The 25,018-nt window shown below is 69.0% G+C and carries 23 protein-coding genes and 1 tRNA gene; 12 read left to right on the top strand and 12 right to left on the bottom strand.

Annotated features, from left to right (window positions below; translation table 11 throughout):
* Positions 1 to 64: 64 nt before the first annotated feature.
* The gene (locus KHC19_RS18045; RefSeq protein ID WP_213353941.1) at positions 65 to 1,813 is read left to right on the top strand and encodes a D-alanyl-D-alanine carboxypeptidase family protein; all 1,749 of its coding nucleotides are present in this window, start codon (positions 65 to 67) and stop codon (positions 1,811 to 1,813) included.
* A gap of 14 nt (positions 1,814 to 1,827) precedes the next feature.
* Here KHC19_RS18045 and KHC19_RS26020 read toward each other — a convergent pair whose 3' ends face one another.
* Positions 1,828 to 2,529, bottom strand: a complete 702-nt coding sequence (locus KHC19_RS26020) for a DnaJ domain-containing protein (RefSeq protein WP_246549084.1) — start codon at positions 2,527 to 2,529, stop codon at positions 1,828 to 1,830.
* Positions 2,526 to 3,284 (bottom strand): VWA domain-containing protein, encoded by a 759-nt coding sequence (locus tag KHC19_RS18035; RefSeq protein WP_213353939.1) that lies wholly within the window; start codon positions 3,282 to 3,284, stop codon positions 2,526 to 2,528. Before KHC19_RS18035 ends, KHC19_RS26020 begins: the two co-directional genes overlap by 4 nt.
* Before the next feature lie 150 nt (positions 3,285 to 3,434).
* On the opposite strand from KHC19_RS18035, the gene panC reads away from it, so the two are divergent.
* Positions 3,435 to 4,283, top strand: coding sequence for a pantoate--beta-alanine ligase (gene panC, locus KHC19_RS18030; protein WP_213353938.1), 849 nt, complete (start codon positions 3,435 to 3,437; stop codon positions 4,281 to 4,283).
* Here panC and KHC19_RS18025 read toward each other — a convergent pair.
* The 4 genes from KHC19_RS18025 to KHC19_RS26240 all read right to left on the bottom strand — a co-directional run bounded on the left by KHC19_RS18025 (position 4,280) and on the right by KHC19_RS26240 (position 6,006).
* On the bottom strand, positions 4,280 to 4,483 hold the full coding sequence (locus KHC19_RS18025; protein ID WP_213353936.1) for a hypothetical protein: 204 nt from the start codon (positions 4,481 to 4,483) through the stop codon (positions 4,280 to 4,282). The genes panC and KHC19_RS18025 overlap by 4 nt on opposite strands.
* Positions 4,484 to 4,550: 67 nt before the next feature.
* Positions 4,551 to 4,982 (bottom strand): DUF1489 family protein, encoded by a 432-nt coding sequence (locus KHC19_RS18020; RefSeq protein WP_213353934.1) that lies wholly within the window; start codon positions 4,980 to 4,982, stop codon positions 4,551 to 4,553.
* A gap of 54 nt (positions 4,983 to 5,036) precedes the next feature.
* Positions 5,037 to 5,711, bottom strand: coding sequence for a glutathione S-transferase family protein (locus tag KHC19_RS18015; RefSeq protein WP_213353932.1), 675 nt, complete (start codon positions 5,709 to 5,711; stop codon positions 5,037 to 5,039).
* Between the two features lie 169 nt (positions 5,712 to 5,880).
* Positions 5,881 to 6,006: a hypothetical protein gene (locus KHC19_RS26240; RefSeq protein WP_281418577.1), complete on the bottom strand. Its 126-nt coding sequence runs from the start codon at positions 6,004 to 6,006 to the stop codon at positions 5,881 to 5,883.
* Between the two features lie 284 nt (positions 6,007 to 6,290).
* Here KHC19_RS26240 and KHC19_RS18010 point away from each other — a divergent pair, with 284 nt between their 5' ends.
* Together KHC19_RS18010 and KHC19_RS18005 are read left to right on the top strand one after the other, a co-directional pair.
* On the top strand, positions 6,291 to 6,989 hold the full coding sequence (locus tag KHC19_RS18010) for a DUF599 domain-containing protein (protein ID WP_213354249.1): 699 nt from the start codon (positions 6,291 to 6,293) through the stop codon (positions 6,987 to 6,989).
* Positions 6,986 to 7,279 (top strand): DUF3253 domain-containing protein, encoded by a 294-nt coding sequence (locus tag KHC19_RS18005; protein WP_213353930.1) that lies wholly within the window; start codon positions 6,986 to 6,988, stop codon positions 7,277 to 7,279. Before KHC19_RS18010 ends, KHC19_RS18005 begins: the two co-directional genes overlap by 4 nt.
* On the opposite strand, the gene KHC19_RS18000 is transcribed toward KHC19_RS18005, so the two are convergent.
* From KHC19_RS18000 to mgtE, 3 genes are all read right to left on the bottom strand, one after another.
* Complete coding sequence (locus KHC19_RS18000; RefSeq protein WP_213353928.1) at positions 7,276 to 8,094, bottom strand: YdcF family protein; 819 nt, start codon at positions 8,092 to 8,094, stop codon at positions 7,276 to 7,278. The genes KHC19_RS18005 and KHC19_RS18000 overlap by 4 nt on opposite strands.
* A complete protein-coding gene (locus KHC19_RS17995) occupies positions 8,094 to 10,352 on the bottom strand; it encodes a putative bifunctional diguanylate cyclase/phosphodiesterase (protein ID WP_213353926.1) in 2,259 nt (752 codons plus the stop codon). Before KHC19_RS17995 ends, KHC19_RS18000 begins: the two co-directional genes overlap by 1 nt.
* 118 nt (positions 10,353 to 10,470) lie before the next feature.
* Complete coding sequence (mgtE, locus tag KHC19_RS17990) at positions 10,471 to 11,871, bottom strand: magnesium transporter (protein ID WP_213353924.1); 1,401 nt, start codon at positions 11,869 to 11,871, stop codon at positions 10,471 to 10,473.
* A gap of 157 nt (positions 11,872 to 12,028) precedes the next feature.
* Here mgtE and KHC19_RS17985 point away from each other — a divergent pair, with 157 nt between their 5' ends.
* Entirely contained in the window at positions 12,029 to 12,334 is a 306-nt protein-coding gene (locus KHC19_RS17985; protein WP_246549082.1) for an acylphosphatase, read from the top strand.
* Positions 12,335 to 12,340: 6 nt separating this feature from the next.
* On the opposite strand, the gene lipB is transcribed toward KHC19_RS17985, so the two are convergent.
* A complete protein-coding gene (gene lipB, locus KHC19_RS17980) occupies positions 12,341 to 13,066 on the bottom strand; it encodes a lipoyl(octanoyl) transferase LipB (protein WP_246549080.1) in 726 nt (241 codons plus the stop codon).
* 164 nt (positions 13,067 to 13,230) lie between these two features.
* Here lipB and KHC19_RS17975 point away from each other — a divergent pair.
* The 7 genes from KHC19_RS17975 to KHC19_RS17945 all read left to right on the top strand — a co-directional run bounded on the left by KHC19_RS17975 (position 13,231) and on the right by KHC19_RS17945 (position 22,959).
* Positions 13,231 to 13,315: transfer RNA gene (locus KHC19_RS17975), tRNA-Leu, on the top strand.
* Between the two features lie 468 nt (positions 13,316 to 13,783).
* Positions 13,784 to 14,065, top strand: coding sequence for a hypothetical protein (locus KHC19_RS17970; RefSeq protein WP_213353922.1), 282 nt, complete (start codon positions 13,784 to 13,786; stop codon positions 14,063 to 14,065).
* 224 nt (positions 14,066 to 14,289) lie between these two features.
* Positions 14,290 to 16,131: a monovalent cation:proton antiporter-2 (CPA2) family protein gene (locus KHC19_RS17965; RefSeq protein WP_213353920.1), complete on the top strand. Its 1,842-nt coding sequence runs from the start codon at positions 14,290 to 14,292 to the stop codon at positions 16,129 to 16,131.
* Positions 16,128 to 16,682 carry a DUF924 family protein gene (locus tag KHC19_RS17960; RefSeq protein ID WP_213353919.1) on the top strand — a complete coding sequence of 185 codons (555 nt, stop codon included), beginning with the start codon at positions 16,128 to 16,130 and terminating at the stop codon, positions 16,680 to 16,682. Before KHC19_RS17965 ends, KHC19_RS17960 begins: the two co-directional genes overlap by 4 nt.
* A gap of 188 nt (positions 16,683 to 16,870) precedes the next feature.
* Positions 16,871 to 17,668 (top strand): ImuA family protein, encoded by a 798-nt coding sequence (locus tag KHC19_RS17955; protein WP_246549078.1) that lies wholly within the window; start codon positions 16,871 to 16,873, stop codon positions 17,666 to 17,668.
* Positions 17,669 to 17,708: 40 nt separating this feature from the next.
* A complete protein-coding gene (locus KHC19_RS17950; RefSeq protein ID WP_213353915.1) occupies positions 17,709 to 19,163 on the top strand; it encodes a Y-family DNA polymerase in 1,455 nt (484 codons plus the stop codon).
* Between the two features lie 52 nt (positions 19,164 to 19,215).
* Positions 19,216 to 22,959 (top strand): error-prone DNA polymerase, encoded by a 3,744-nt coding sequence (locus KHC19_RS17945; protein WP_417281961.1) that lies wholly within the window; start codon positions 19,216 to 19,218, stop codon positions 22,957 to 22,959.
* A 21-nt stretch (positions 22,960 to 22,980) separates the two neighbouring features.
* Here KHC19_RS17945 and KHC19_RS17940 read toward each other — a convergent pair whose 3' ends face one another.
* Together KHC19_RS17940 and KHC19_RS17935 are read right to left on the bottom strand one after the other, a co-directional pair.
* Positions 22,981 to 23,910, bottom strand: a complete 930-nt coding sequence (locus KHC19_RS17940) for a sugar kinase (protein WP_213353913.1) — start codon at positions 23,908 to 23,910, stop codon at positions 22,981 to 22,983.
* A complete protein-coding gene (locus tag KHC19_RS17935) occupies positions 23,907 to 24,836 on the bottom strand; it encodes a GntR family transcriptional regulator (RefSeq protein ID WP_213353911.1) in 930 nt (309 codons plus the stop codon). Before KHC19_RS17935 ends, KHC19_RS17940 begins: the two co-directional genes overlap by 4 nt.
* Between the last annotated feature and the right edge of the window lie 182 nt (positions 24,837 to 25,018).

Here is a 25,018-nt window from a genome sequence, read left to right as displayed (position 1 = left end):
ACCCGGTGCCGGCATCACGCCAACGACCGGCGCGGGCCGGCAAATTGAGTAACGGGACGGTTTCATGCGGCTTCCGGGATTTGTGAGCACGCAGCTGCTGCGCGCTGGGGTGGCCCTTCTGGTGCTTTCCGTCGCAGGCACCGGCATCGCCGACGCGGCGGCGCGGAAGAAGAAGGTCAGTCAGAAGAAGCCGGCGGCGGCCCGCGTGGTCGATACCCGATGGCAGCGCGGTTATGCCGACATCGTGATCGATGCCAATACCGGCCGCGTGCTCCACGAGGAGAATGCCGACTCGCTGCGTCACCCGGCCTCGCTGACCAAGGTCATGACGCTCTATCTGCTGTTCGAGCAGCTGCAGGCCGGCCGGCTTCGCCTCGATTCCCAGCTTCCCGTCTCGTCCCTTGCCTCCCGCCAGTCGCCCACCAAGCTCGGCCTGAAGGCGGGCTCCACCATTTCCGTCGAGGACGCGCTCCAGGGCCTGATCACCCGTTCGGCCAACGATGCCGCCGTGGTGATCGCCGAGGCGGTCGCCGGCGATGCCGATACCTTCGCCGCGCTGATGACCCGCCGCGCCCGCCAGCTCGGTATGTCCCGCACCACCTTCAAGAATCCGAACGGCCTGCCCGACCCGCAGCAGGTCACCACGGCGCGTGATCTCGCCGTGCTGGGCCGGGCGATCCAGGAGCGCTTCCCGCGCTATTACGAGTATTTCTCGATCCGCTCGTTCAACTACAAGGGCGTGGCGATCCGCAACCACAACCGCATGTTCGGGCGGCTCGAGGGCGTGGACGGCATCAAGACCGGCTACACCAACGCCTCCGGCTTCAACCTGCTCACCAGCGTCAAGCGCGATGGCCGCTACGTCATCGGCGTGGTGCTCGGCGGCGGCAGCGCCGCCTCGCGCGACACCCGCATGGCGCAGCTGGTCACCGCCAGCTTTGATCGCGCCTATGCCGGCCGGCAGATGGTGGCCCGCATGTCGTCGCCTCCCAGCGGCAGCGGCAATGTCGAGGAAGTCGCGGTCGCGCAGGCGTCGGCTCCGGTGCCGACCCCGATGGCCGCGCCGGCGCCCGCGGTGGTGCCGGTCCCCGCCGGCCGTCCGAACCTCGCCATGGCGTCGGTCGTCGATGCCCCGGCAGCCGACGAGGTCGACGAGGAAACCGCCGAGGAAGCCAGCCAGGCCGATCCGGTCACCACCGGTGCCGTTCCGCCCCAGCGCATCGCCATGGTCGCGCCGGCCAGGCCGGAGCTCGCCCCTGCCCGCACCGCACCGCTGCCGCCGGTGGCTCCGCCGGTCGGATCGGCCGCGCCGATCGTGCCGACCTCGGTGAAGACCGTGGCCGTGGCGAAACCTTCGGCCCCCGTCGCCGGCTTCGCGAACCAGCCCGGCATTCTCGGCACGCTGTCCTTCACGCAGGCCAGCTCGACCGGCCAGGCCCTGCCGGCGGCGATCGCTCAGGGGCCCAAGCCGGCTCCCGCCGCCAAGCCTGTGCGTCTCGCCAGTGCCGATCCGGCTGAAATTCCGCGCCAGATCGCCGAGACCACCTCCCGCGCCACCGCGGCGCCCCGTTCGGGCTGGGCGATCCAGATCGGCGCCTTCGGCAGCGAGGCGGATGCCCGCGCCCAGCTCGCCAAGGCCAAGGCCAAGGCCGGCTCGGCGCTCGCCAAGGTCGATCCCTATACCGAGTCGGCGACCAAGGGTTCGTCGACCATCGTGCGGGCCCGCTTCGCCGGCTTCGACGAGCAGGCGGCGGCGCAGAAGGCCTGCAAGGCGCTCAAGGGGCAGTTCGGCTGCATGGTCTTCCGCAACTGAGCGGAACGGGGGGATCAATGGCTGCGGAGCAGGATGTCCTTGGCTTCGTTCACCCGGGCGGCGAGATAGTTCGACCCGCCCTGGTCGGGATGGAGTTTCTTCATAAGGGTGCGGTGAGCCTTTCGGATCTCGTCCGCCCCCGCCCCCGGCTGAAGCCCCAGCACTTCGTAGGCTTGCTGTTCCGTCATCGCGCCGCCCTGCGGCGGCACAGCGCGCCCCCTGCCCGCTTCGCGCTCCGGGTGTTCACGCCAGCCGGGCGACCGGCGGTCCAGATAAGCTTCGAGTAGCGGCCGGCTCTCGGCATCCAGCGTGAGGGCCAGCCGGGCCACCGCATCGATCGGCAGGGTATCCAGCTCCTGGCCGGCGAACGGCCCGACGAGGACGCGCCCGGCAAGCCGCCCGCTGTCGTGATCCAGCATCATTTCGAGACTGGCCGTGCGCACCGTCGAGCTGCGGCCGGCGCTGCGGCGCAGGCGCGACCATGGCGCGCCGCCGGTACCAAGGTTCCAGCCGAGCAGCGACAGCCCGAAGATGCCGAGCGGCAGGGCCGTTTCGATATGGCCGCGTGCGCCCAGGAAGGCGGCCAGCGCCACCGCCACCCATCCGCCGACGCTGCGCGCCAGGCGGGCGAGGCGCTTCGGATCGGTGCGCGCGAAGAATTTCAGCCCGTAATAGAGCAGCGCGACGATCGCCGCGCCGGCCAGAAGATTGATCATCGCGTCCCCGATTGCGCCCCGGTCATCGCCGCCAGAAGTTGCCGGGCTCCCGGCGACGAGTCCGCCAGGGCCGTCAGCGCCTGCCGCCCGCCGGCGGCATAGCGCGCCGCCGCCCGCAGCAGCATTGCGAGTTGCTCGGCCGCGCCGGCATCGAAGCGGCACCACGCGCCGCCGGTGAGCCGTGCGATCTCCCGGAAGCCGCGCTCGGCGACGGGATCCCGCCCCTCCTGGAACAGGAAGACCGGCACGCCGCGCAGGGCGAGGGGCCCCGCCTCGGCGCAGAGAGCGTCGAGCGTCTCCTCCATGGCGTCGCCGACGAAGACCAGGGCACCGACCCGCGCGCGTCCGGCCTCCTTGCCGGCATGGGCGAGCACGCGACCGATCTGCGTGCGTCCGCCGCGGCAATCGATCTTCGCCATCAGCTCGCCGAGGCGGCGGCCGTCGCCGACCCAGCCGGAGGCCCGGCATTCCCCGATGCCGCGGTAATAGACCAGCTGCATGTCGAGCCCGCCAATGGCGGCGACCTCCTCGAACATGCCGGCCTGCAGGGTGCAGGCGAGGTCCCAGGTCGGCTGGCGGCTCATCGTCGCGTCGAGCGCGAAGATCAGCCTTCCCCGCCCGTCGGCCGGCACCGGTGCGCGGGCCGTCACCTCCGCGAGGAAGGCCGCGATCTCCGCGGGCGCCGTTGTCGCCGGCGAGGATGGCTTCGGCCCGGCGGCCGGCGGTTTCGAACTCGAAGATCGGTCGGCTGCCATGGGTCCCATCGCGATTCGGCGCCGATACTATGCCGGCCATCGGGTTAGGTGGAGTGCCGGCGCCGTGCGGGCAAGCCGCCCCTGACGAGCAGTTGACCGCCCGGGTGCCGCTGCTAGGTTCCCCGCCCGCATTCTTCAGGACGGGCCGCCGTGACCGATATCGAAACCATCCATACCGTCGCCGATCTGCGCGCGCGTGTCCGGGGCTGGCGCGCCGCCGGCGAGCACGTCGCGCTCGTGCCGACCATGGGCGCGCTGCATGCCGGGCATGTCGCGCTGATGGAAGCTGCGCGCCGGCATGCCGAGCGGATCGTGGTGTCGATCTTCGTCAACCCGACCCAGTTCGCCCCCACCGAGGATCTCGCCCGCTATCCGCGCACCCTCGATGCGGACCGGCAGAAGGCCGCCGCCGCCGGCGTCGCCGTCGCCTTCGTGCCGGACGTAACGGAGATGTACCCGGACGGCTTCGCCACCACGATCTCGCTCGCCGGCCCCGCGCTGGGGCTGGAGACCGATTTCCGTCCCACCCATTTCGCCGGCGTGGCGACCGTGGTCGCCAAGCTGTTTAGCCAGGTGGCCCCGGACGTGGCCCTGTTCGGCGAAAAGGACTACCAGCAGCTCGCCGTTGTCACCCGCATGGCGCGCGATCTCGATCTCCCGGTGGAGGTGATCGGCGTCGCTACGGTGCGCGAGCCCGACGGCCTCGCCCTCTCCTCCCGCAATGTCTATCTGGCGGCCGAGGAGCGGCGCACCGCGCCGATGCTGTTCCGGGCACTGACGGATGCGGCGCAGGCGATACGGTCGGGCACGCCCGTCGCCGAGGCGGTCGAGATCGCCCGCGAGAAGGTTCGGGCGGCGGGCTTTGTGCTGGATTACCTCGACGCCCGCCACGCGGCGACGCTGGCGCCGGTCTCAGGTCGGCACGACGGCCCCATCCGTCTTCTGGTCGCGGCGCGGCTCGGCGCCACGCGCCTGATCGACAACATTCCCGTCGGCTAGACGCTCATATAGGTCACGGCCATGCCGATGACGACGAGCAGCAGGCCGATGCCGAGCACATAGCGCATCGGCCGCACCTCGGTCGCCTGCCGCTCCATCGGGTCGGCCTGAACCACGACGTTTCCGCTCTCCACCACCTGGCGCTCTTCGGTGACGGCCTGCCCTTCCTTCAGGCCGGTGTCGTCGATGTCCTTTGCCATCGGTCCCTCCTGTCGACGTTTTCCGCAAGGACAACGCCGGCACGCACCGATTCGGTTCCATCCCGCGTCACAGCAGGCCGAGCGACCTCAACTCGCGGCGCAGTTCGTCGGGCAAGGTCGAGCCCCGCTCGCCGGCAAGATCGCCCGGCGCATCCTTGGCCGCGAGATAGCGCCAGCCCTGGAACGGCCGACTGGGCCGCGGCTCCACCCGGTGCACTTTCGGTTCCAGCACCAGATGGCAGCGACGTATGCCCTCGGAATCGACGAAGGGACGGATGGCGGCCAGCCTCTGACGGCACGCCACCTCGCCCTTGATCACCCAATAGAGCGAACCGCCGTCGAGTATCTCGTCGATCCGGGTCGGCACCATGCGGGTGGTGTGGGTCTGTTCCGCGGGGCGCCCCTGCGCGTCGCGCGCCGCCAGCGTCTCGACGATCCAGTCCTCGAGATCCTTGATCGATTCGGCCCCGACGCAAAGCTTGAGAAGGTGCAACGGCATTCAGAGTCAGCCTGAAGGGAAACGTCGCGCGGCGACGGGCCGCGCGGGGATGTCCTATACGCGCTTCACCTCCGGCCAGTCGACCTCGTCGACCGGCAGGACCTGCTCCTCCTTCAGCGCCGCCGCCTTCCATTCGGCAAAGGCGGGGTGCGCGTGGATCGCCTCGACATAGGCGGCGGACACCGCGTCGACGGGCAGCCCATAGGTGCGGATGCGAGTGGCGACCGGCGCATACATGGCGTCGGCCGCGCTGAAGCCGCCGAACAGGAAATCGCCGCCCGCGCCGAAACGCTGGCGTGCCGACCGCCAGCGGGCGGTGATGCCGTCAAGGTCGGCGACGGCCTTCGCCGGCAGCTCGCGCAACTCCACGGGGCGCCACAGATTCATCGGCACGGCCGAGCGCAAGGCGCCGAAGCCGCCATGCATCTCGGTGGCGATGGAACGCGCATAGGCCCGTGCCGCCGGTGCGGCGGGCCAGATCGGCGTGTCGGGAAAGCGTTCGGCGATGTGCTCGATGATGGCCAGCGTCTCCCACACCGCCACCTCGCCGTCGATCAGCACCGGAACCTGGCGCGCCGGCGAATGCGCCGCGATCCGCGCCTTGAAGTCCGCATCCCCCAGCAGCACCACCTCCTCGTCGAAGGCGATGCCGAAGGCCTTGAGCAGCAGCCAGGGCCGCAGCGACCAGGAGGAATAGTTCTTGTTGCCGATCAGCAGCTTCAGTGTCATGGGCCCCTCTTCGCCTTTGCGTCGCGCCTCATGCCAGAGTGATCCGGCAGGGCCGCGCGGACAAGCGGAGAGCCGTCATGGCGCCCATCAGCGTCGGTGATGCGTCAGGCGAAGGTCACACGGGAGGCATCGACCGCAATGTCGGCAGGGGCTGTTCCGTGTTTGGCGATCAGCCGACGACGGCGCTCGCGCCGTTGAAGCCGCCGAAAAGATAGACGAGCGCGACGCCCGCAAGGAAGGCGACGACAGCCCAGCGTGCAACTCCCCAGCAGGAGCGCTCGGTAAGGGAATTCATTCGTGAGCTCCGAATCATTCACATTCACCGCCATGACCGGAATGCACGTCGGTCACAGGCGAATTGTTACGATATTTAATGAATCGTTACCACTGCTGCAATCGCGTTAGGGAAGGGCTGCACCGCAAAATCCACAGATCTGGTGCGCAAATGACGCATGCCCGACTTTTGCACAACGGTCGTTTTCCGCCGCCTTGAAAGGCTCCGCTCACCCCACCACCATGCGGCGGCCAGCCTGGCAGCCAACCCGAATCGGAACGGAGCCGGAAATGGAGGCCAAGTCCATGATCGGCTTTTCCTATCTCGACTATGGAGCCCTCGCGGTCTTCGCGCTCGCCTGGTTCGCCTATCACCAGCTGATGGAAGGCCATTGGGCGGAGGGCCGCACGCTGAACCAGCGGATGGACGCGTTCCGTCACGAATGGATGCAGCGGATGCTGACGCGCGAGAACCGCATCGTCGACACCCAGATCATCGCCGCGCTGCAAAATGGCACGGCCTTCTTCGCCTCCACCTCGCTGCTCGCCATCGGCGCCTCGCTGGCGATTCTGCGCTCGACCGAGGAGGTGCTCGCCATCTTCTCCCACCTTCCCATGGTGCAGATCGACCGGGCCGGCTGGGAGATGAAGACGCTGGGCATCACCCTCATCTTCGCCCATGTGTTCTTCAAATTCGCCTGGGCCTATCGGCTGTTCAACTACACCGCGATCCTGCTCGGCTCGACGCCGCCCCCCTCGGAGGCCGCGACCCCCCAGGCACAGGCGCATGTCGCCAAGCTGTCGCGCATGGCCACCCTCGCCGGCCGGCACTTCAATCGCGGCCAGCGCGCCTTCTTCTTCGCCATTGCCTATCTCGGCTGGTACATCAACGGATGGGTGCTCATCATCGGCACCGTCGCCATCTTCGTGGTGATGCTGAACCGCCAGTTCGGGCGGGATTCGCACTGGATACTTGACGAGACCACCACCTTGGAAAACTCATGACCGAAAGCGCCTCGCACCCCGCCCTGCCCTCCGACAGCGACGTCGAGGCGGCGATCCGCGCCGCGCTTGCAGGCGCTTCCCGCACGATCGGCCCGGAGACCCCCGCTCGCGCGCTGATGCCGGAGGGGAAATGGCAGGCCGTGCTGCCGCTGGTGAAGCGGGTGGCCGTGCGGCTGGCCCTGGACGGCACGCTCGGCATCTACCGCAAGGGCAAGCTTGTCGACCCGTCCGATTTTCGCGGTGTCTACCGGCTGGGCCCGCCGGCACATGCCGCGCCGGCGGCGGACTAGGCGCCGGGACCGGGAAGCAGCCGGTCGATGCGCCCGGTGAGCCGGTAGGCGACCAGCCCGATCCATTCGCGCAGGGCGGCGTCGGTCATTTCCAGGCCCTCGCTCACGCGCGCGAAGGGCCGGGTCCATTGCGGCGCGCCGGTGGTGCGGTAATCCACCGGATAGGCGATGACAGGGAAGCCGGCGGCTTCGAAGCACCCCATGGCGCGCGGCATGTGCAGGGCGGAGGTGACGAGCAGCCAGCGCTCTCCCGGTGCCGGCCGCGCCAGTTCCCGCGACAGGGCGGCATTCTCGGCGGTGTTGCGCGAGGCGGCTTCGAAGCTGACCCGCGCCGGGTCGACGCCGAGCTGCGGCAACGCCATGCGCACGACGTCGGCCTCCGAAAGCGGCGGCCGCCCGATGTCGCCGCTGCCGCCGGAAAACAGGATCCGCGCCTCGGGATAGCGCCGCGAGAGATCGGCAAGCGCCATCAGTCGCTCGCCGGCCTGGGTCAGGGCCGGCTGACCGCGCGCCGCCGCGATGTCCGGCCGCTCGCTGCCGCCCAGCACCACCACGCCGGCGACGGGCCGCCCGTCGTCGACGAAGGCGGGGAAGCGATTCTCCAGCGGTACCGCCAGCACGCGCCCGAAGGGACCGAGCCCGAAGCCCACGAGGCCGAGCACGCCGAGCGCCGTCATCCACCAGCCGGCCCGCGGATGGTGCCACGCGACCAGCAATCCTATCCCCGCGAGCAGGGTCAGCGCGGTCGACGGCACCGCCAGCATCCACAGGAACTTGGCCGCATAGAAGAAGGCGGATGCCGATGCGCCCTCCATCACTTCCCCGGTTGGCGGTCGACGGCATGATCCCGGGCATGCCGCAGCTGGTCGAGATAGCGCCCGAGGCTGCTCACCGGCATGGGGCTGGCCAGGAGGTAGCCCTGGACATGATGGCAACCGACCGACTGGAGATAGCGCAGTTGCTCGCGGGTCTCCACGCCCTCGGCGGTGACGGTGATCGCGAGCGCACGGGCGAGGCGCACCACGCAGTCGATGATCGCTGCGGCATCGTCGGTCTTGCCGATGTTCTGGATGAAGCTGCGGTCGATCTTGATCGTGTCGACGCGGAAACGCCGGAGATAGCCGAGCGAGGAATAGCCGGAGCCGAAATCGTCGAGGGCGATCCGAACCCCCATGTTGCGCAGCGCCGTCAGCGAGGCGAAGGCCTCGGGCTGGTTGCCCAGCAGCAGGTTCTCGGTGATCTCGATTTCCAGCCGCTCGGCCGGGAAGCCGGTCTCCTCGAGGATCCGCCAGATCGCGTCGGCCAGATCGGGCATGCGGAAATCGATCGGCGAGAGGTTGACCGCCACGCGGCCCGCCCCCCAGCCGATGGCCTGCTCGCAGGCCCGGCGCACCGCCCAGAGATCGAGCTCGCTGATCAGGCCGGACTGCTCGGCCACCGGCACGAACTCTGCGGGCGAGATGAGCCCGCGCGAAGGGTGCAGCCAGCGCAGCAGCGCCTCGAAGCCCACCACGGTGTGACCGTCGGTGGAGAATTGCGGCTGGTAGAACAGCGTCAGTTCGTTGTCTCTCAGCGCCCGTTGCAGGTCGACCTCGATCTCCCGCCGCTGGCGGACCTCCTGCTCCATGCGCGGCTCGAACGCGCGGAGCATGCCGCGCCCTTCGGCCTTGGCACGATACACCGCGATATCGGCGAGCCGGATCAGCTCGCTGGCCTCGCTGCTGTGGGTCGGGGCGATCGTCGCGCCGATCGACCCGCTGACCACCAGCGCATGCCCCCCGATCGCCATGGGCCGGCGCACCGCTTCCAGGATGAGGGTGCCGATCGCCTCGACCTCCCCCGGCACGTCGTCGAGCGGCACGAGAATGACGAATTCGTCGCCGCCGAATCGCGAGGCCAGCAGCCCCGGTATCGACAGGTCCTTCAGCCGCGTCCCGATTTCCGCCAGCAGCACGTCGCCGACATGGTGGCCGAGCGTGTCGTTGATGTCCTTGAAGCCATCGAGATCGAGAAAGAAGACCGCCAGCTTGCGCCCCTCCGCCTCCAGGCGTTCGAGGCGGTCGCCGAGCACCCGCATCAGCATTGCGCGATTGGGAAGCCCGCAAAGCGGGTCGACATAGGCGAGCCGCGAGGCATAGGCCTCGCTCGCCGCGAGGTTCTGCGTCGCCCGGCGCGCGTACCACAGCACGGCGGTGGCGGCGGTCAGCAGCAGCACCGTCGTGGCGATCAGCGCCGGCAGCAGGGCACGCAGCAGGGCGGTACCGGGCGTATCCGGCCTCCACACCAGCCAGGCGGGTTCGGTCTCCTTGCTGGCGAACGGAATCGGAACGCCGTTGCGGCTGGAAGTCGGCGGCGTGGGACTGAGCGCCGGCTCGGCGATCCGCGTCTCATGCGCGAGGTCCTCGAGGAACCGTTCGTCGAGGAACTGCACGCTCACCGCCACCGGCGCCATCTGCTCCGGCTCGATCACACGGCCATAATCCGGTGTGATGCCGATGGCCCCGATGAGCGCCGGCCGGCCCTCGATACGGACGTATCCGGCGCGAAAGGCCGGTGCGGCCACGCCGGCGATCTCCGCGCCGGCCTGCGCCTTGTCCCGCTCGGTCCGCTCCGCAAGCACCTTCTGGACGTCGAGGATGAACGGAAGGATGGCGCGCCGGTCGAAGGTGGCCCGCTCGGCGGAAACCGGCTCGCCGTCGATCGCGGCATAGGCGACCGCCGTGTCCAGCATGATGTAGGAACGGTCGTGATTGGCCTGGTTGTGCAGCCACTTGCCGAAATTGCGATGGACCCAGTCGACATCCAGGAAATAAGCAGTGCGCAGCACCGACTCGTCCCAATGCGCGAAGCTGGCGAGATCGCGTTGCAGCAGGCCGATCCGGCTGTCCAGCGCATGGGCGACCAGCTCGGCCCATCGCTGCCGCGCCGCGGTATCGACGCGGTCGGCGGCCAGCAAGGCGAAGGTTCCCATGGCGAGAATCGCCGCGCACACCACCAGCGCCACCGCCACGATCGTGCGGTCGCTCGCCTTTGCCGACGCCATGCCGGCCCCGCTGTGGATCGGAATGCGCATTGCCGCCTTACTCGCCGCGCACGGGCGACACTGAAGCTGGTTAGAAAGCGCTGACGGATCGCCGGCCCTGCCGATCCCGGTCATGAGACATCATCGCCGCATTCCGCGCAAATGCGGATCAGAACCAGAGCGCCGCGATACCCAGAAAAGCGAAGAAGCCGATCACGTCGGTGATGGTGGTCACGAAGGGCCCGGACGACACCGCCGGATCGACGCCGATCCTGTTGAGGGCGAGCGGCACCAATATGCCGCCGAGCGCGGCGGCGACGAGATTGATGATCATCGCCAGCGCGATGATGATGCCGAGGTCGGCGATCTCGAATCGGGCGAAGACGACGGCCGCCATGATCACCGCGAAGACCACGCCGTTGAACAGCCCGACCAGCAATTCGCGGGCGATCACCCGGCGGGCATTGCTCGCGCGCAGCTCGCGCGTGGCGATCGCGCGCACCGCGACCGTCATCGTCTGGGTCGCGGCATTGCCGCCCTGGCTGGCGACGATCGGCATGAGAACCGCCAGCGCGACGAGCTTCTGCAATTCGTCCTCGAAGAGCGAGATGACGAAGGAGGCGAGATTGGCGGCGATGAGGTTGAGAAGCAGCCAGGAAAAGCGGCTCTTGGCGATGTACCAGAAGCTGTCGGACAGCTCTTCGTCGGCGGCGACGCCGCCGAGCGCCTTCACGTCCTCGTCGGCCTCCTCCTGGATGACGTCGACGATGTCGTCGACGGTCAGCACGCCGACCAGCCGGCCCGCCCCGTCCACCACCGGGGTGGAGATGAGGTTATAGCGCTCGAACACCCGCGCCACGTCCTCCTGGTCGTCGACGGCCTGCACCACATGGCGGTCGGGCGTCACCACGTCGCCGAGCTTCAGGCCGCGCTTGGTGCGCAGCAGCCGGTCGAGCGGCACCGAGCCGTCGAGGCGGTAGGTGGGGTCGACGACGAAGACCTCGAAGAAGGTTTCCGGCAGCCCTTCCGTCTCGCCGATATAGTCGAGCGTCTGGCCGACGGTCCAGAACGGCGGCAGCGCGATGAACTCGGTCTGCATGCGCCGGCCGGCGCTTTCTTCCGGGTAGTCGAGGCTGCGCTGCAGCGCCGCACGCTCGGTGAGCGGCAGGTGGCCGAGGATCTCCTGCTTGTCGGCATCGTCGAGATCTTCGAGAATATAGACCGCGTCGTCGGAATCGAGGTCGCGCACGCCCTCGACCACGGTCTCGGTTTCGAGTTCCTCCAGGATCTGGACGCGGACGGTCTCGTCGAGCTCGGTCAGCGCGGTGAAGTCGAAATCGGTGCCCAGCAGCTCGATGAGCTTCGGCCGCGCCGGCGCCGGCAGCGCTTCCAGCAGGCGGGCAAGGTCGGTCTCGTGGAAATCGGCGACGAGGTCGCGCAGGTCGTCGCCGCGGCCCGCCTCGATCGCATCCTCGACCCGCTCGATGAAGGCGGGATCGTCGATGAGGGCGAGTTCGTCCTCGGGGCCACGCTCATCCGAACGAACGGCGAGATCGGTATCGTCGTTCATGCCGACCTCCAGGAGGTTGCGGATCGAGGTCCGAATTGCGGATTCGTGGAATGGAGCTGTTCTTTATGAAGCATCGCCGCCGAACGCAAATAGCCGATGAAACGTTCCCCGCCCCCCGTCGGCCCCGGGCATTCCGGGGGCCGTCGCCCCGGGGAACATGTCGCTGCGCGGTGACCTCATGAAGGCCGCGCGCAGCCTGCGCATCGTCGTCCATGGCAGGGTCCAGGGCGTCGGCTATCGGGCCTGGCTCGCGGACGCCGCCGGACGGCTCGGCCTGAGAGGCTGGGTCCGCAACCGCCGCGACGGCACGGTCGAAGCGCTGCTCCACGCCGACGAGGCCACGCTGGAGACGTTGATCGATGCCTGCCGGCGCGGCCCGCCCGCCGCGCTCGTCCGGGATATCGAACGTTTCGAGGCCGCCGGGACGCCGCCGGAGGACTTCGAGGTCAGGCCGACCGCCTGACCAATGTCAGGCGGTCGTGTCGTCGACGGTGGGGCCGAACAGCACCTCGAATTCGCGCCGTAGCGCGAGGTCGACGTCTTCCATCGTCACCGGCAGGCCGAGGTCGACGAGGCTGGTGACGCCATGCTCGCGTACGCCGCAGGGTATGATGCCGTCGAAATGGTCGAGGGCCGGATCGACGTTCAGCGCGATGCCATGCATCGTCACCCAGCGCCGCACCCGGATGCCGAGGGCGGCGATCTTGTCCTCGCCCGAGCCGGCGCGATTGGGCCGCCTCACCCAGACGCCGACTCGGTCCTCGCGCCGCTCGCCGCGGACATGGAACGACCAGAGCGTGCGGATCAGCCATTCCTCCAGCGTCGCCACATAGCGCCGCACGTCGGGGGATCGCCGCTTGAGATCGAGCATGGCATAGGCGACCCGCTGGCCGGGGCCGTGATAGGTGAACTGGCCGCCGCGCCCGGTCTGGAAGATCGGGAATCGGTCGGGCTGCACAAGGTCCTCCGGCCGCGCGCTGGTGCCGGCGGTGTAGAGCGCGGGATGCTCCAGCAGCCAGACCGTCTCCGGCGCGGTGCCGGCGGCGATCGCCTGGGCAAGCGTATCCATTTCCGCGAGGGCGTCGGGATAGGCGACCGGCGCGGAAGCGATGCGCCAGCGCACCGGCGGCGCCCCGGGCTCCGGCAGCATGGTGGCGGTCAGATCGTCGCGGGCGGGAGACGCGGTGTGTTCCATGGGCGATCAGATAGTCATCGGGAGCACGTCTGTCTCCTGGTTTGGCCGACCCGGCGAATGAGCCTGTCCACAGCCGCGCGCGGCTCTTGTGAAGCCGGAACCGATCTGTTAGACGATGCCGCGCCGCGGGGCCAGCCGATGGTTCGGTTCCCGGCGCTTTGGTTGCGGTCGTGGCGGAATTGGTAGACGCGCTGCCTTGAGGTGGCAGTGGGTAACACCGTGGAGGTTCGAGTCCTCTCGACCGCACCATTCTTTCTTGGTGCATCCTCAGTACCTTGTCGGTTATCGAAGATTTCCCGCCGCCTTCAGCGAGGCGGCCCGGATGCAGATGACCTCCCCTTAAGCGTGATCCGGCATCGTAGATGACGGCCGTTCCCGGGAAACCCAGGGAACGGATGCACCGGGGCGCGATACCCCGTCGGTTCGGCGCCAGGGCGGTCGCTGCCCGCGACCGCAACCTCGCTCCTCGCCTCGAATGGCTCCCGGCCCATTTGCCTGCCGCCCGCCTGCCTGTCGTGGGTGGAAAGCCCCGTTGCCGCTTCGCAGCGGAATGCGGCATGCATATCCCGAGAGGCTTCCTTCCGAATCTGGATTTGGCACAAAAGCCGGTCATCCACTAGGATTTGAGACCCAGTCTCCAATGGAGGTCGGCCAGCACCTCCGGTTGAGACGGGTCATGGACGCCGGATCGAAGCAATACGCGACGAGGATTGGCAAATGCCCTCCCAGCGAAAGCGGGATGTTCTGATCGCCGTGCTGATTTTTGTTGTCAGCCTGGTCATCCTGTTACCGGTTTGCATACTCGCGGGCTATGCCATCGGCTATTTGATTGCGATGTTCATGTTTTCCGCATCGCTGGAACCGGACACTTATCGGCTCGACCGCGAGCTGTTTGCCGGCATATACGGCATCATGTTCATCGGCGGCGCCTTGTATGTCCTGTCGGCCGGCTTTGCCGCTTTCCGGCTGACCAAGGCCATTCGCACGCATCGGCGATGAGTCGGCCTCGAAAAGCGCGGCGCAAGCCGTTTCATCGGCACGGTTGAGGCGTGATCGGACCCGAAATGACGGGTCATATCGAAAACGCAGCCTCTTGTTAGTGTCCGAAGCCGACCACGGCAGGCAGGCGGCGGCTCCGCCGATTGTCCTTGCTGCCGTGCAGCTTTACCTTCCCCGCGGAAGCTAGCGCCGGAATCTCGGCGCTGCGAGAAGAGGACGACCTGATGGCCGCCGAAGCCACTGCCGAAGCTGCATCCCACGCCGCCGCCCATGGTTTCAACCTGCTGCCGGTCGTGGTCCTGCTCGGCGCGGCGGTGGTCGCCGTCCCGCTGTTCAAGCGCCTGGGCCTCGGCTCGGTGCTGGGATATCTCGCCGCCGGCCTCGTCATCGGTCCGTTCGGCTTCGGCGTCTTCTCCGATCCGCAATCGATCCTGCACGTCGCCGAGCTCGGCGTCGTCATGTTCCTGTTCATCATCGGCCTGGAGATGCAGCCCTCGCGCCTGTGGGCCATGCGCGGCGAGATCTTCGGCCTCGGCCTCGCCCAGGTCGGCGCCTGCGCCGCGTTGCTGACCTGCGTCGGCCTCGCGCTCGGCTATCCTCTGGTGCCGAGCTTCGTCTCCGGCACCGGCTTCGTGCTCACCTCCACCGCCATCGTCATGCAGGTGCTGGAGGAGCGCCGGTCGCTCGCCTTGCCCAAGGGGCGGCGCATCGTCGCCATCCTGCTGCTGGAAGACCTCGCCATCGTGCCGCTGCTGGCACTGGTGGCCTTCCTCGCCCCGGGCGGCAACGAGGTGACGCTCGCCGAGCGATTCACCGGCATCGCCATCGGCCTCGGCTCCATCCTCGCCCTCGTGCTGGCCGGCCGCTATCTGCTCGACCCGATGTTCCGCATCCTCGGCAAGGCCAAGGCGCGCGAGGTGATGACGGCGGCGGCGCTGTTCGTGGTGCTGGGCGCCGCGCTCGCCATGCAGTTCGGCGGGCTGTCCATGGCGATGGGCGCCTTCCTCGCCGGCGTGCTGCTGTCCGAGTCTTCGTTCCGCCACCAGCTGGAGGCCGATATCGAGCCGTTCCGCGGCGTGCTGCTCGGCCTGTTCTTCCTCGGGGTGGGCATGGCGCTCGACCTCGCGGTGATCGTCGCCAACTGGCAGCTGATCGCGATCTGCGTCATCGGCTACATGATCCTGAAGACGCTGGCCATCTACGCGGTGGCACGGCTGTTCGGCGCCAACAACCGCGAGGCGTTCGAACGCGCGGTACTGATGGCGCAGGGCGGCGAGTTCGCCTTCGTTCTCTATGCGGCGGCCACCACGGTCGGCATCCTCACCATCGAGGAGAACGCGATCCTCACCGCCACCATCATCGTCTCCATGGCGCTGACGCCGCTGATGATCATCGCCCATGACCGGCTGCTGCCCAAGCCGCAGCCTTCCATGGACGGGGTCGAGATGGCGGAGAATCTTTCCGCCTCGGTGCTGATGATCGGCTTCGGCCGCTTCGGCCAGATCGTCAGCCAGCCCTTGCTGGCGGCCGGCTGCTCGGTCTCGCTCATCGAGGCCGACCCGGAGCTCATCCGCGACTCGCGGGACTTCGGCTTCAAGGTCTATTACGGCGACGGCACGCGCCTCGACATCCTGCACGCGGCCGGCGCGCACGACGCCCGCCTGATCATCGTGGCGGTGAACGATGGCGCGACCGCGGTGAAGATCACCGAGCTGATCAAGGCCGAGTTCCCGCTGGTGCCGGTGCTCGCGCGCGCCATCGACCGCGAGAACGCCGCCGAACTCATCCATGTCGGCGCCGACTTCCAGATCCGCGAGACCTTCGAATCCGCCCTGGTCATGGGCGGGCAGGCGCTCGCCATGATGGATGTGGAGGAAACCGAACGCGCCCGGATCATCGCCGATGTGCGTCGCCGCGATGCCGAGCGGCTGGATATCGAGCTCACCGGCGGTCTCTACGACACCTCCGCGCGCAGCCTCATCCTCGGCAACCTGCCCTTGAAGCCGGCCATCGTCGACGCGACACCCCAGCTGCCGACGGCCGCCGCGGGCGAGGCCGCGGGATGACAGCCGCCACCGCGGCGCAGATCGCGTCCGTCTGCGGCTTCTGGCGGCAGGCGGGCACCCGCGACCTGTGGTTCGAGAAGGATGCGGCGTTCGACGCCGATTTCCGCACCCGCTTCCTCGAACTGCACCTGCAGGCCGCCGCCCGCCTCCATGATGGCTGGATGGCGACCCCGGAGGGGGCGCTGGCGCTGCTGGTCCTCACCGACCAGTTCCCGCGCAACGCCTTTCGCGGCACCGGCCACATGTACGCCACCGACCCGCTGGCGCGGCATTATGCGCGGCAGGCGCAGGCCGCCGGCCACATGCAGAAGGTGGAGCCGGACATCCGGCTGTTCTTCCTGCTGCCCTTCGCGCATTCGGAGGACATCGCCGACCAGGACCTCTCCGTGGCGCTCACCCGGCCGCTCGGCGAGCCCTGGATCCTCCATGCCGAGGACCATCGCGCCATCATCCGCCGCTTCGGCCGCTTCCCTCACCGCAATTTCATGCTCGGCCGCGAGACCACGCCCGAGGAAGCCGCCTTCCTCGCCGCCGGCGGCTTTGCCGGCTGAGGCTTCCCCCGGTCTTCGCCTCTCCGATGCATGCGTGCCGGCGGCACGCCCTCCCGTGGGTGCGGCGGCCTGGCGAATCGCACTCTCCGCCTGCCGTCCTCCTCTTCCTCTTGACTCATCGGCCGGAACGAGTCGGTTATAGAGAACAAAAGAGGAACGAAATGAGCATGACACCGGCTGTTTCCGCCTTGCGGGGCCTGCTTGCCGGCCTTGAGGCCGAGCGGCTTCCCGGCAATGCCCGGTTCTTTCACCTTGGCGCGCCGGGAGCGGATGGCGCGCTCGGGGGGCCGCTCGCCTGCGGCGCCCTGCACGAGGTGTTCGCGGCCGAGGCCGGCGACATGGCCGCCGCCGCCGGCTTCGCCCTGGCGCTGGCGCAGCGCGCCGCCTCCGCGCATCCGGCAGGAGGATCGCGCCCGCTACTATGGGTGCGGCAGGCAAGCGTCGAGGCCGAGGCCGGCCAGCTCGCGGCGGAAGGGCTGCGCACGCTGGGCATCGACCCGGCACGGCTGCTGCTGGTGCGCGCCTCCAGCGCCGAGGCCGCGCTGCGGGCGGCGGACGATGCCGCGCGCTGTCCCGGGCTTGGCACCGTGATCCTGGAGCCGTGGGGAGAGTCGAAGGCGCTCGATCTCACCGCCACGCGCCGCCTGTCACTGCGGGCCGCGGCGTCCGGCGTGGCCCTGTTGCTGCTGCGCCCGACCGGCCGGCCGCTCCCCAGCGCCGGAGCGACCCGCTGGCAGGTGCGTTCCGCCTCGTCGAGGCCTTTGCCCGGCGATGCGCCGGGCGCTCCCGCCTTCCTTGTCGATCTTTTGCGTCATCGGGCCGGCCATGCCGGCGCTTCCTGGCATCTGGAGTGGGATCGTGAGACCTGTTCCTTCCGCGACGTCGTCGCGCTACCTCGCCCTGTGGTTTCCGTTCCTGTGCGCCGAAAGGCTGGCCATCCGGCGGCCGGAGGGGCTGCGCCGCTTGCCTTCCGGCGGGCCGGCTGAGACCGCACCATCGGCGCCCCCTCCCGGTCCGCTCGTCTTCGTGGAGCGCACGACAGGCGGCCTGCGGCTTGCGGCCCTGTCGCAGGTGGCGCGGGCCGCGGGGCTGGAAACCGGCATCACCCTCGCCGACGCCCGGGCGCGCCGCCCCGATTTGCAGGTGGTTGCCTTCGATCCGGTGGCCGATGCGGCCTTCCTCAACCAGGTCGCGGATGATTGCGACCGCTGGACGCCGCTGGTGGCGCTCGATCCGCCGGACGGCCTCATACTGGACATCACCGGTTGCGCGCATCTGTTCGGCGGCGAGGCGGCGATGCGCATGCGCCTCCTCGCCCATCTGCAGGCGCATGGCCTCACCGCCTTCGCCGTGGTGGCCGGCACGCCGGAAGCGGCCAGCGCCCCGGCCCGCTGCGGGCTCGGCGGCCTCATACCGTCCGGCGAGGAAGCCCGCCGGCTCGCCCGGCTGCCGGTCGCGGCGCTCGGCCTGCCGGCGGCGACCGCGAGCGGACTCTCCCGCGCCGGGCTGAAGACGCTCGGCGACCTCGCCTCTCGTCCCGCCACCCCGCTCGCGGCGCGCTTCGGCGAGGCCTTGCTGGACAAGCTGCGGCGCACGCTCGGCTTCGAGGATGCGCGCATCGTGCCGCGCCGGCCGCTGCCGGATTGCCTCGCCGAGCGCCGCTTCGCCGAGCCCATCGCCCGTACGTCCGATATCGAGGCCGCGCTCGCTCTGCTGGTCGAGGATGTCGGGCGGATGCTGGAGGCACGCGGCGAGGGCGGACGCGCCTTCGAGGCGTCGTTCTTCCGCACCGACGGCGTCGTGCGCCGGCTGGCGGTGGAGACCGCCCGCCCCCTGCGCGACGGCCCGGCCCTCGCCCGGTTGTTCCGTGAGCGGCTGGACAACCTTGCCGATCCGCTCGACCCCGGCTTCGGTTTCGATCTGCTCCGCCTCGCCGTCTTGCGCGCCGAGCCGCTCGCCGCCCTGCAGATCGGCCTCGACGGTCGCGCCAACGAGGATGAGGAAGTCGCCGCCCTCGTCGATCGGCTCAGCACCCGGCTGGGGCGCGATTGCGTGCTGCGCTTCGTGCCGCGCGACACTCATGATCCGGCGCGGGCCGGCGCGCTGGTGCCGGCGATCGGGCGTGCCGATCCCCAACCGATCGCGCCACCGGAGGAGAGCTTGCCCCGTCCGCTCACTTTGTTCGATCCCCCGCAGCCGATCGAGGCGCTGGCCGAGGTGCCGGACGGCCCGCCCTTGCGCTTCCGCTGGCGGCGCGTCACGCATGAGGTGGCGCGCGCCGAGGGGCCGGAACGCATCGCCCCGGAATGGTGGCGCCGGCTTGCCGCGCACAAGGCGCAGGCCGCGCAGGAGGGGGAGCGCACGCGCGACTATTACCGGGTGGAAAACCGCGAGGGCCGGCGCTTCTGGCTGTTTCGCGCCGGGCTCTATGAGCGCGGCGGCGGCTCGCCGCGCTGGTTCCTGCATGGGCTCTTCCCGTGAGGAGGCCGGCATGAGCACCCGCGACGGCATGCCCATGGAGACGGATCTCTCCATGCCCGAGGTCCCGTCTCCCTTCTATGCGGAGCTGGCGGTCACCACGAACTTCTCCTTCCTGCGCGGCGCCTCGAGCGCGGCGGATCTGGTGGGCACCGCGCTCGCCCTCGGCTATGCCGGCATCGGCATAGCCGATCGCAACACCGTGGCCGGCGTGGTGCGCGCCTATGCGGCGGTGAAGGAGGCGCAAGAGCGATGGAAGGAGGCGTGGAAGCTCGAGCGCGCCGCCGACAGGAAGGCGGCGTCCGAGAATTCCGCATTGCCGGAGGAGGGCCCGGCCACGGAAGATGCCACGCAGCCGATGCCCGGATCGGCCGCGCCACCTCATCTTGCACCTGGTTCCGACGCATGCGCTGAAGCGATCGGTGAGGAGACGGATCGCGATCCGGCCGCGCATCGGGACGAGGCCCGCCTCGTCGATCACGGCATCCCGGAAGCTTCCATTGCCCCGGCATGCACCGCCGGGGCTGGGGAGATGGAATGCCGGCAAGCGCCCTCCCCGCCGTTCCAGGCTGCGGCATCCGCGCAGGAGGCAGAGGCCGGTCGGCTGCGCCTCGTTCATTCCCGAATGCCCGACGATACGTCGCCGACCGCAGCGGGCGTCTCTGCTTCCGGCGAGAAAAGCCCCGACAGCGCCCCCGACACCGACACCAACGAGCCTGAACCGCCGCCCCTGCCCTTCAGGCTCGCCGTCGGTGCCCGGCTCGCCTTTGCCGACGGCACGCCGGACATCCTCGCCTATGCCCAGACCCGCGTCGGCTGGGGACGGCTCTGCCGCCTGCTCACCGCCGGCAATTTGCGTTCGGGCGTCAAGGGCGAATGCCGGCTCCTCCTCGACGATCTTCTCGCCGATGCCGGCGGCCTGTCGCTCATCCTGATGCCGCCGCGCCGGCTCGCCGGGCTGGACGATCTCCTCGCGCGCCTCGACGAGGCGGCCCCCGGCTCGCTATGGCTCGCCGCCGACATGCCGCGCCGTGGCGACGACCGCCGGCGCCTGGCCGAACTGAAGGAGTGCGCCACCCGCGCCGACGTGCCGCTCCTCGCCGTCAACGATGTGCTCTACCACCACCCCGACCAACGCGACCTGCAGGACGTGCTCACCTGCATCCGCCACGGCACCACCATCGATGCCGCCGGGCGGCGGCTCGAGGTGAATGCCGAGCGTCACCTCAAATCGCCCGCCGAGATGGCCCGCCTGTTCCGCGACGCGCCGGAAGCCCTTGCCGAGATTGGCAATTTCCTCGCCCGTATCGATTTCTCGCTCGGCGAACTGAAATATGAATATCCCGAGGAGCCGGTGCCGATCGGCTACACGCCCCAGGCGTGGCTGGTGGAACTCACCTGGCGCCGCGCCGCCATCCGCTACCCGCAGGGCGTGCCGGAAAAGGTCGAGAGACAGCTCAGGACGGAGCTCGAGCTGATCGAGGAGCTCGGCTACGCCCCTTATTTCCTCACCATCCGCGACATTGTCGACTTCGCCGAGAAGAAGCGGATCCTGTGCCAGGGCCGCGGCTCGGCGGCCAATTCCGCCGTCTGCTACGTGCTCGGCATCACCGCCGTCGATCCGGTGGAAAGCGATCTGCTCTTCGCCCGCTTCATCTCCCGCGAGCGCCGCGAGCCGCCCGACATCGACGTCGACTTCGAGCATGAGCGGCGCGAGGAGGTGATCCAGTATGTCTACGAACGCTACGGGCGGGACCGCGCCGGCATCGTCGCCACGGTGATCTCCTATCGCCCGCGCAGCGCCTTCCGCGATGTCGGCAAGGCGCTCGGCCTCACCGAGGACGTCACCGCAAGGCTCGCCGGCACCGTCTGGGGCAGCCATGGCGACAAGGTCGAGGCGAGGCGCACCCGCGAGGCCGGCCTCGATCCCGACAACCCGACCATCGCCCGGGTCGTCGACCTCGCCGGGCGGCTCATCGGCTTTCCGCGCCACCTCTCCCAGCATGTCGGCGGCTTCGTGCTGGCCCGCCACCGGCTCGACGAGACGGTGCCGATCGGCCTCGCGGCGATGAAGGACCGCACCTTCATCGAATGGGACAAGGACGATATCGACGAGCTCGGCCTGATGAAGGTCGACGTGCTGGCGCTCGGCATGCTCACCTGCATCCGCAAGGCCCTCGACCTGATGCGGGAGCATGAGCACCTTGATTACGGCCTCGCCGAAGTGCCGAAGGACCAGGCCGACGTCTACGCCATGCTACAGCGCGGCGATTCCATCGGCGTGTTCCAGGTGGAGAGCCGGGCGCAGATCAACATGCTGCCCCGCCTCAGGCCGGAAAACCTCTACGACCTCGTCATCCAGGTGGCGATCGTCCGGCCGGGGCCGATCCAGGGCAATATGGTGCACCCCTATCTGCGCCGCCGCGAGAAACTGGAACCCGTCGCCTATCCCTCCCCCGCCCCGCCGAATGACCCCGACGAGTTGCACGAGGTACTCTCCCGCACCCTCGGCGTGCCGCTGTTCCAGGAGCAGGCGATGCAGCTCGCCATGGTCGCCGCCCGCTTCACCGACGTGGAGGCCAACCAGCTGCGCCGCGCCATGGCGACCTTCCGCAACCTCGGCACCATCGGCGCGTTCCGCGACAAGCTGATCCTGGGCATGACGGCACGCGGCTACGAGCGTGCCTTCGCCGAGCGTTGCTTCAACCAGATCCAGGGTTTCGGCGAATATGGCTTTCCCGAGAGCCACGCCGCCTCCTTCGCCAAGCTGGTCTACATCTCCGCCTTTATAAAGTGCCGGCACCCGGCCGCCTTCGCCTGCGCGCTGCTCAACTCCCAGCCCATGGGCTTCTACGCCCCGGCGCAGATCGTCCGCGACGCCCGCGAGCACGGCGTCGAGATCCGCCCGGTCGACGTCAATCACAGCCTTCACGACAACACGCTGGAAAGGCGCCGCGACGGCACGCTGGCGCTGCGGCTCGGCTTCCGTCAGGTCGAGGGCATCGGTGAGAAGGACGGCGAACGGATCGAGAAGGCCCGCGGCGCCGGCTACGGCGATATCGAGACCCTCGCGCGCCGCACTCGCCTGCCGGTCGCCACGCTGACGAAGCTCGCCGAGGCCGATGCCTTCGGCTCCATGGGGCTGTCCCGCCGCGAGGCCGCCTGGGCGGTTCGCCGCCTGCCGGACGACGCGCCGCTGCCGCTCTTCGCCGCCGCCGATGCCCGCGAGCTGGGCGAGGAGGCGGATGCGCCGCTGCCGCTGATGCCGCTCCCCGAGCAGATCGCCATCGATTACCAGACCACGCGGCTGTCGCTGAAGGGCCATCCCATGGGCATGCTGCGGGAGGTCTTCGCCGCCGAGCGGATAGTGTCCAGCGCCGAGGTGGCGGCGAGCCGCGACGGCGCCTTCCTGCGCACCGCCGGCATCGTGCTGGTGCGCCAGCGGCCCGGCAAGGGCAACGCCATCTTCATGACGCTGGAGGACGAGACCGGCATCGTCAACGTGCTGCTCTGGACACGGCAGTTCGAGCGCTACCGCGCCGAGGTGATGGGCGCGCGCCTGGTGGTGGCGGAAGGGCGGGTGCAGAAGAGCAAGGAAGGCGTGGTGCATCTGATGGGCGAGCGGATATATGACCGCACCGGCGAGCTAAGCCGCCTGTTCGATACGCCGCAGCGGCCCTCCGCCGACACCGGCAATGGAGCCGGCCAACCGGCCGGGCCGCTTCTTGCCGGCCGCAATTCCACCCGGGGACACCCGCGCAATGTGCGCCTGCTGCCGAAGTCGCGCGATTTCCACTGAAGCGGAGGCGGCGGCCGGAGGTCAGGCCGGCTGCGCCACTTCCCGCAGCACCGCCATGTCGACCAGCGCTCCCCGGCTGCAGATCACCCGAGCGGCCACACGGTGCGCCAGCCGCACCGCTTCCGCCGGGGTGCGGCCGGCGAGGCGCGCCGCAAGATAGCCGGCATTGAAGCTGTCGCCGGCGCCGGTGGTATCCAGCGGCTCGGCAACCCGAACGGCCGGAATGGTCTCGATGGCGCCGCCGGCATGCAGCGTGCAGGGCTCGGCACCGTTCTTCACCACGACCTCCGACACTCCATAGCCGGCTATGCGAAAAGCTGCCTCTTGCGGGGAAACATCGCCGAACAGCTCGGCTTCGTCGGGGAAAGTCGGCAAAGCAATCGTCGCGGCGCGATACCCTTCCTCGATGCCTGCACGCAGCGCCTCGACGCTCGGCCACAGCCGCAACCGTACATTGGCATCGAAAGCCACCATGGCTCCCCGTGCCCGCGCCTCGTCGAGCACGGCGAACAGGTTGCCGCGATGCTCCGGCGACAGGATGGCCAGGGTGATGCCGGAGAAATAGATGCAGTCCGCATCCGCCAGCGCCGCCCGCAGCGCGCCGATATCGGCGGCGAGCAGCTTGGCGGCGGAGGTGTCGCGCCAATAGGTGAAGCTCCGCTCGAACCCCTGCAGCGCGATCATGTAGAGCCCCACCGGCCGCCCCGGCACCCGGCCGACATGGCTCGTGTCGATCCCCGCTCCCTCGAAGAAGCGCAGCATCTCCTCCGATGCCGCGTCGTCCCCGACCTTGGTGACATAGCGCACCGCCAGCTCGGCGGGAGCGGCGAGACCGCGCACGCCCCAGGCGGTGTTCAGCGTGTCGCCGGCGAAGCCGCGACGGTAGAGGCCGCCGCCGGCATCGGCCAGTTCGATCATGCATTCGCCGATGCTGGCAAAGACCTTGGTCACGCGGAAACTCCGGCGGGGCTGGAAGGAGAGCGGAACGGGCCGAATTCGATCGAGCGGGCCAGCGTGGCGCGGGCGGTGCGCAGGTGCTTGCGGCAGCGCGCGTCGATGGCCCGCGGATCGCGGCTGCGCAGTGCTTCGATGTAATCGAGATGTTCGAGCAGCGCGACCGTGTTGCGCTGCTTTTCATCCGAGCGGTTCCAGCGATAGGTGTAATGGAACAGCGTCGAGATGACGTCGTAGAAATCGATGATGAATCGGTTGTTCGACGTCTCGTGGATGACCCGGTGCAGGCGCTCGTCGAGCTGCGGGAACGTACGGTAATCCTCGTCGATATTGGCGAGGAGCGCGCGATGCTCGGCCTCGATGACATCCAGCTCCCGCCAGGGCGGTGAATCGTCCGGCAGCTCGATGAAGCTGCGGGTCGAGCGCAGCTCGAACATCTCGCGCACATCGTAGATTTCGGTCGCGAAGGCCGGGGTCACGCCCTTGTAGAGCCAGGAGCTGTTGGGCCGCCGCTCCAGCAGGCCGACATGCTGGAACTGCGCCAGATGTTCGCGGATGGTGGTGGTGGAGGTTCCGAACTGGCGGGCGAGTTCGGCGGCGTTCAGCAATTGCCCGGCGCGGAAATCGCCTTGCAGGATCCACTCCATGAAGCGCCGCGCCACCGCCGCGCCGGCCGAGAGAGTCTGCAGGTCGGGAAAATAGTCGGCCTCGCCCGGATGGCGGACCAGCCGCCGCCCGCCGGCCGCGACAGTCACGATGCCGGCATCGATCAGTGAGGCGAAGACGCTGCGCACGGTCGTGCGGCTCACCTCCAGCGACTGCGCCAGCTCGCTTTCCGACGGCAAGGACGCACCGATCGCCTGCCCGGCCAATTGCCGCAAACACTGGTTGTAGCTGCGCTTGAAGACGGCATTACCCTTCATACGGCCCTCGGCTGAACGTTCTCTCCCGGGAGCCTTTGTGACGACAGCTCCGTTTTTTTTACATTAAAAACAGATTGACACGCCGCGTCCAGCGTGGATTTTTATACATAAGAAACAAAAACAAAAATCGATGCAGGCGAGGAAGCACAGCATGTGGCGCGCAAGCGGCTGCAAAAATTTCA

It is taken from the genome of Ancylobacter oerskovii, assembly GCF_018390555.1.
Lineage (GTDB): Bacteria > Pseudomonadota > Alphaproteobacteria > Rhizobiales > Xanthobacteraceae > Ancylobacter > Ancylobacter oerskovii.
This window is presented reverse-complemented; position numbering and strand designations above follow the sequence as displayed.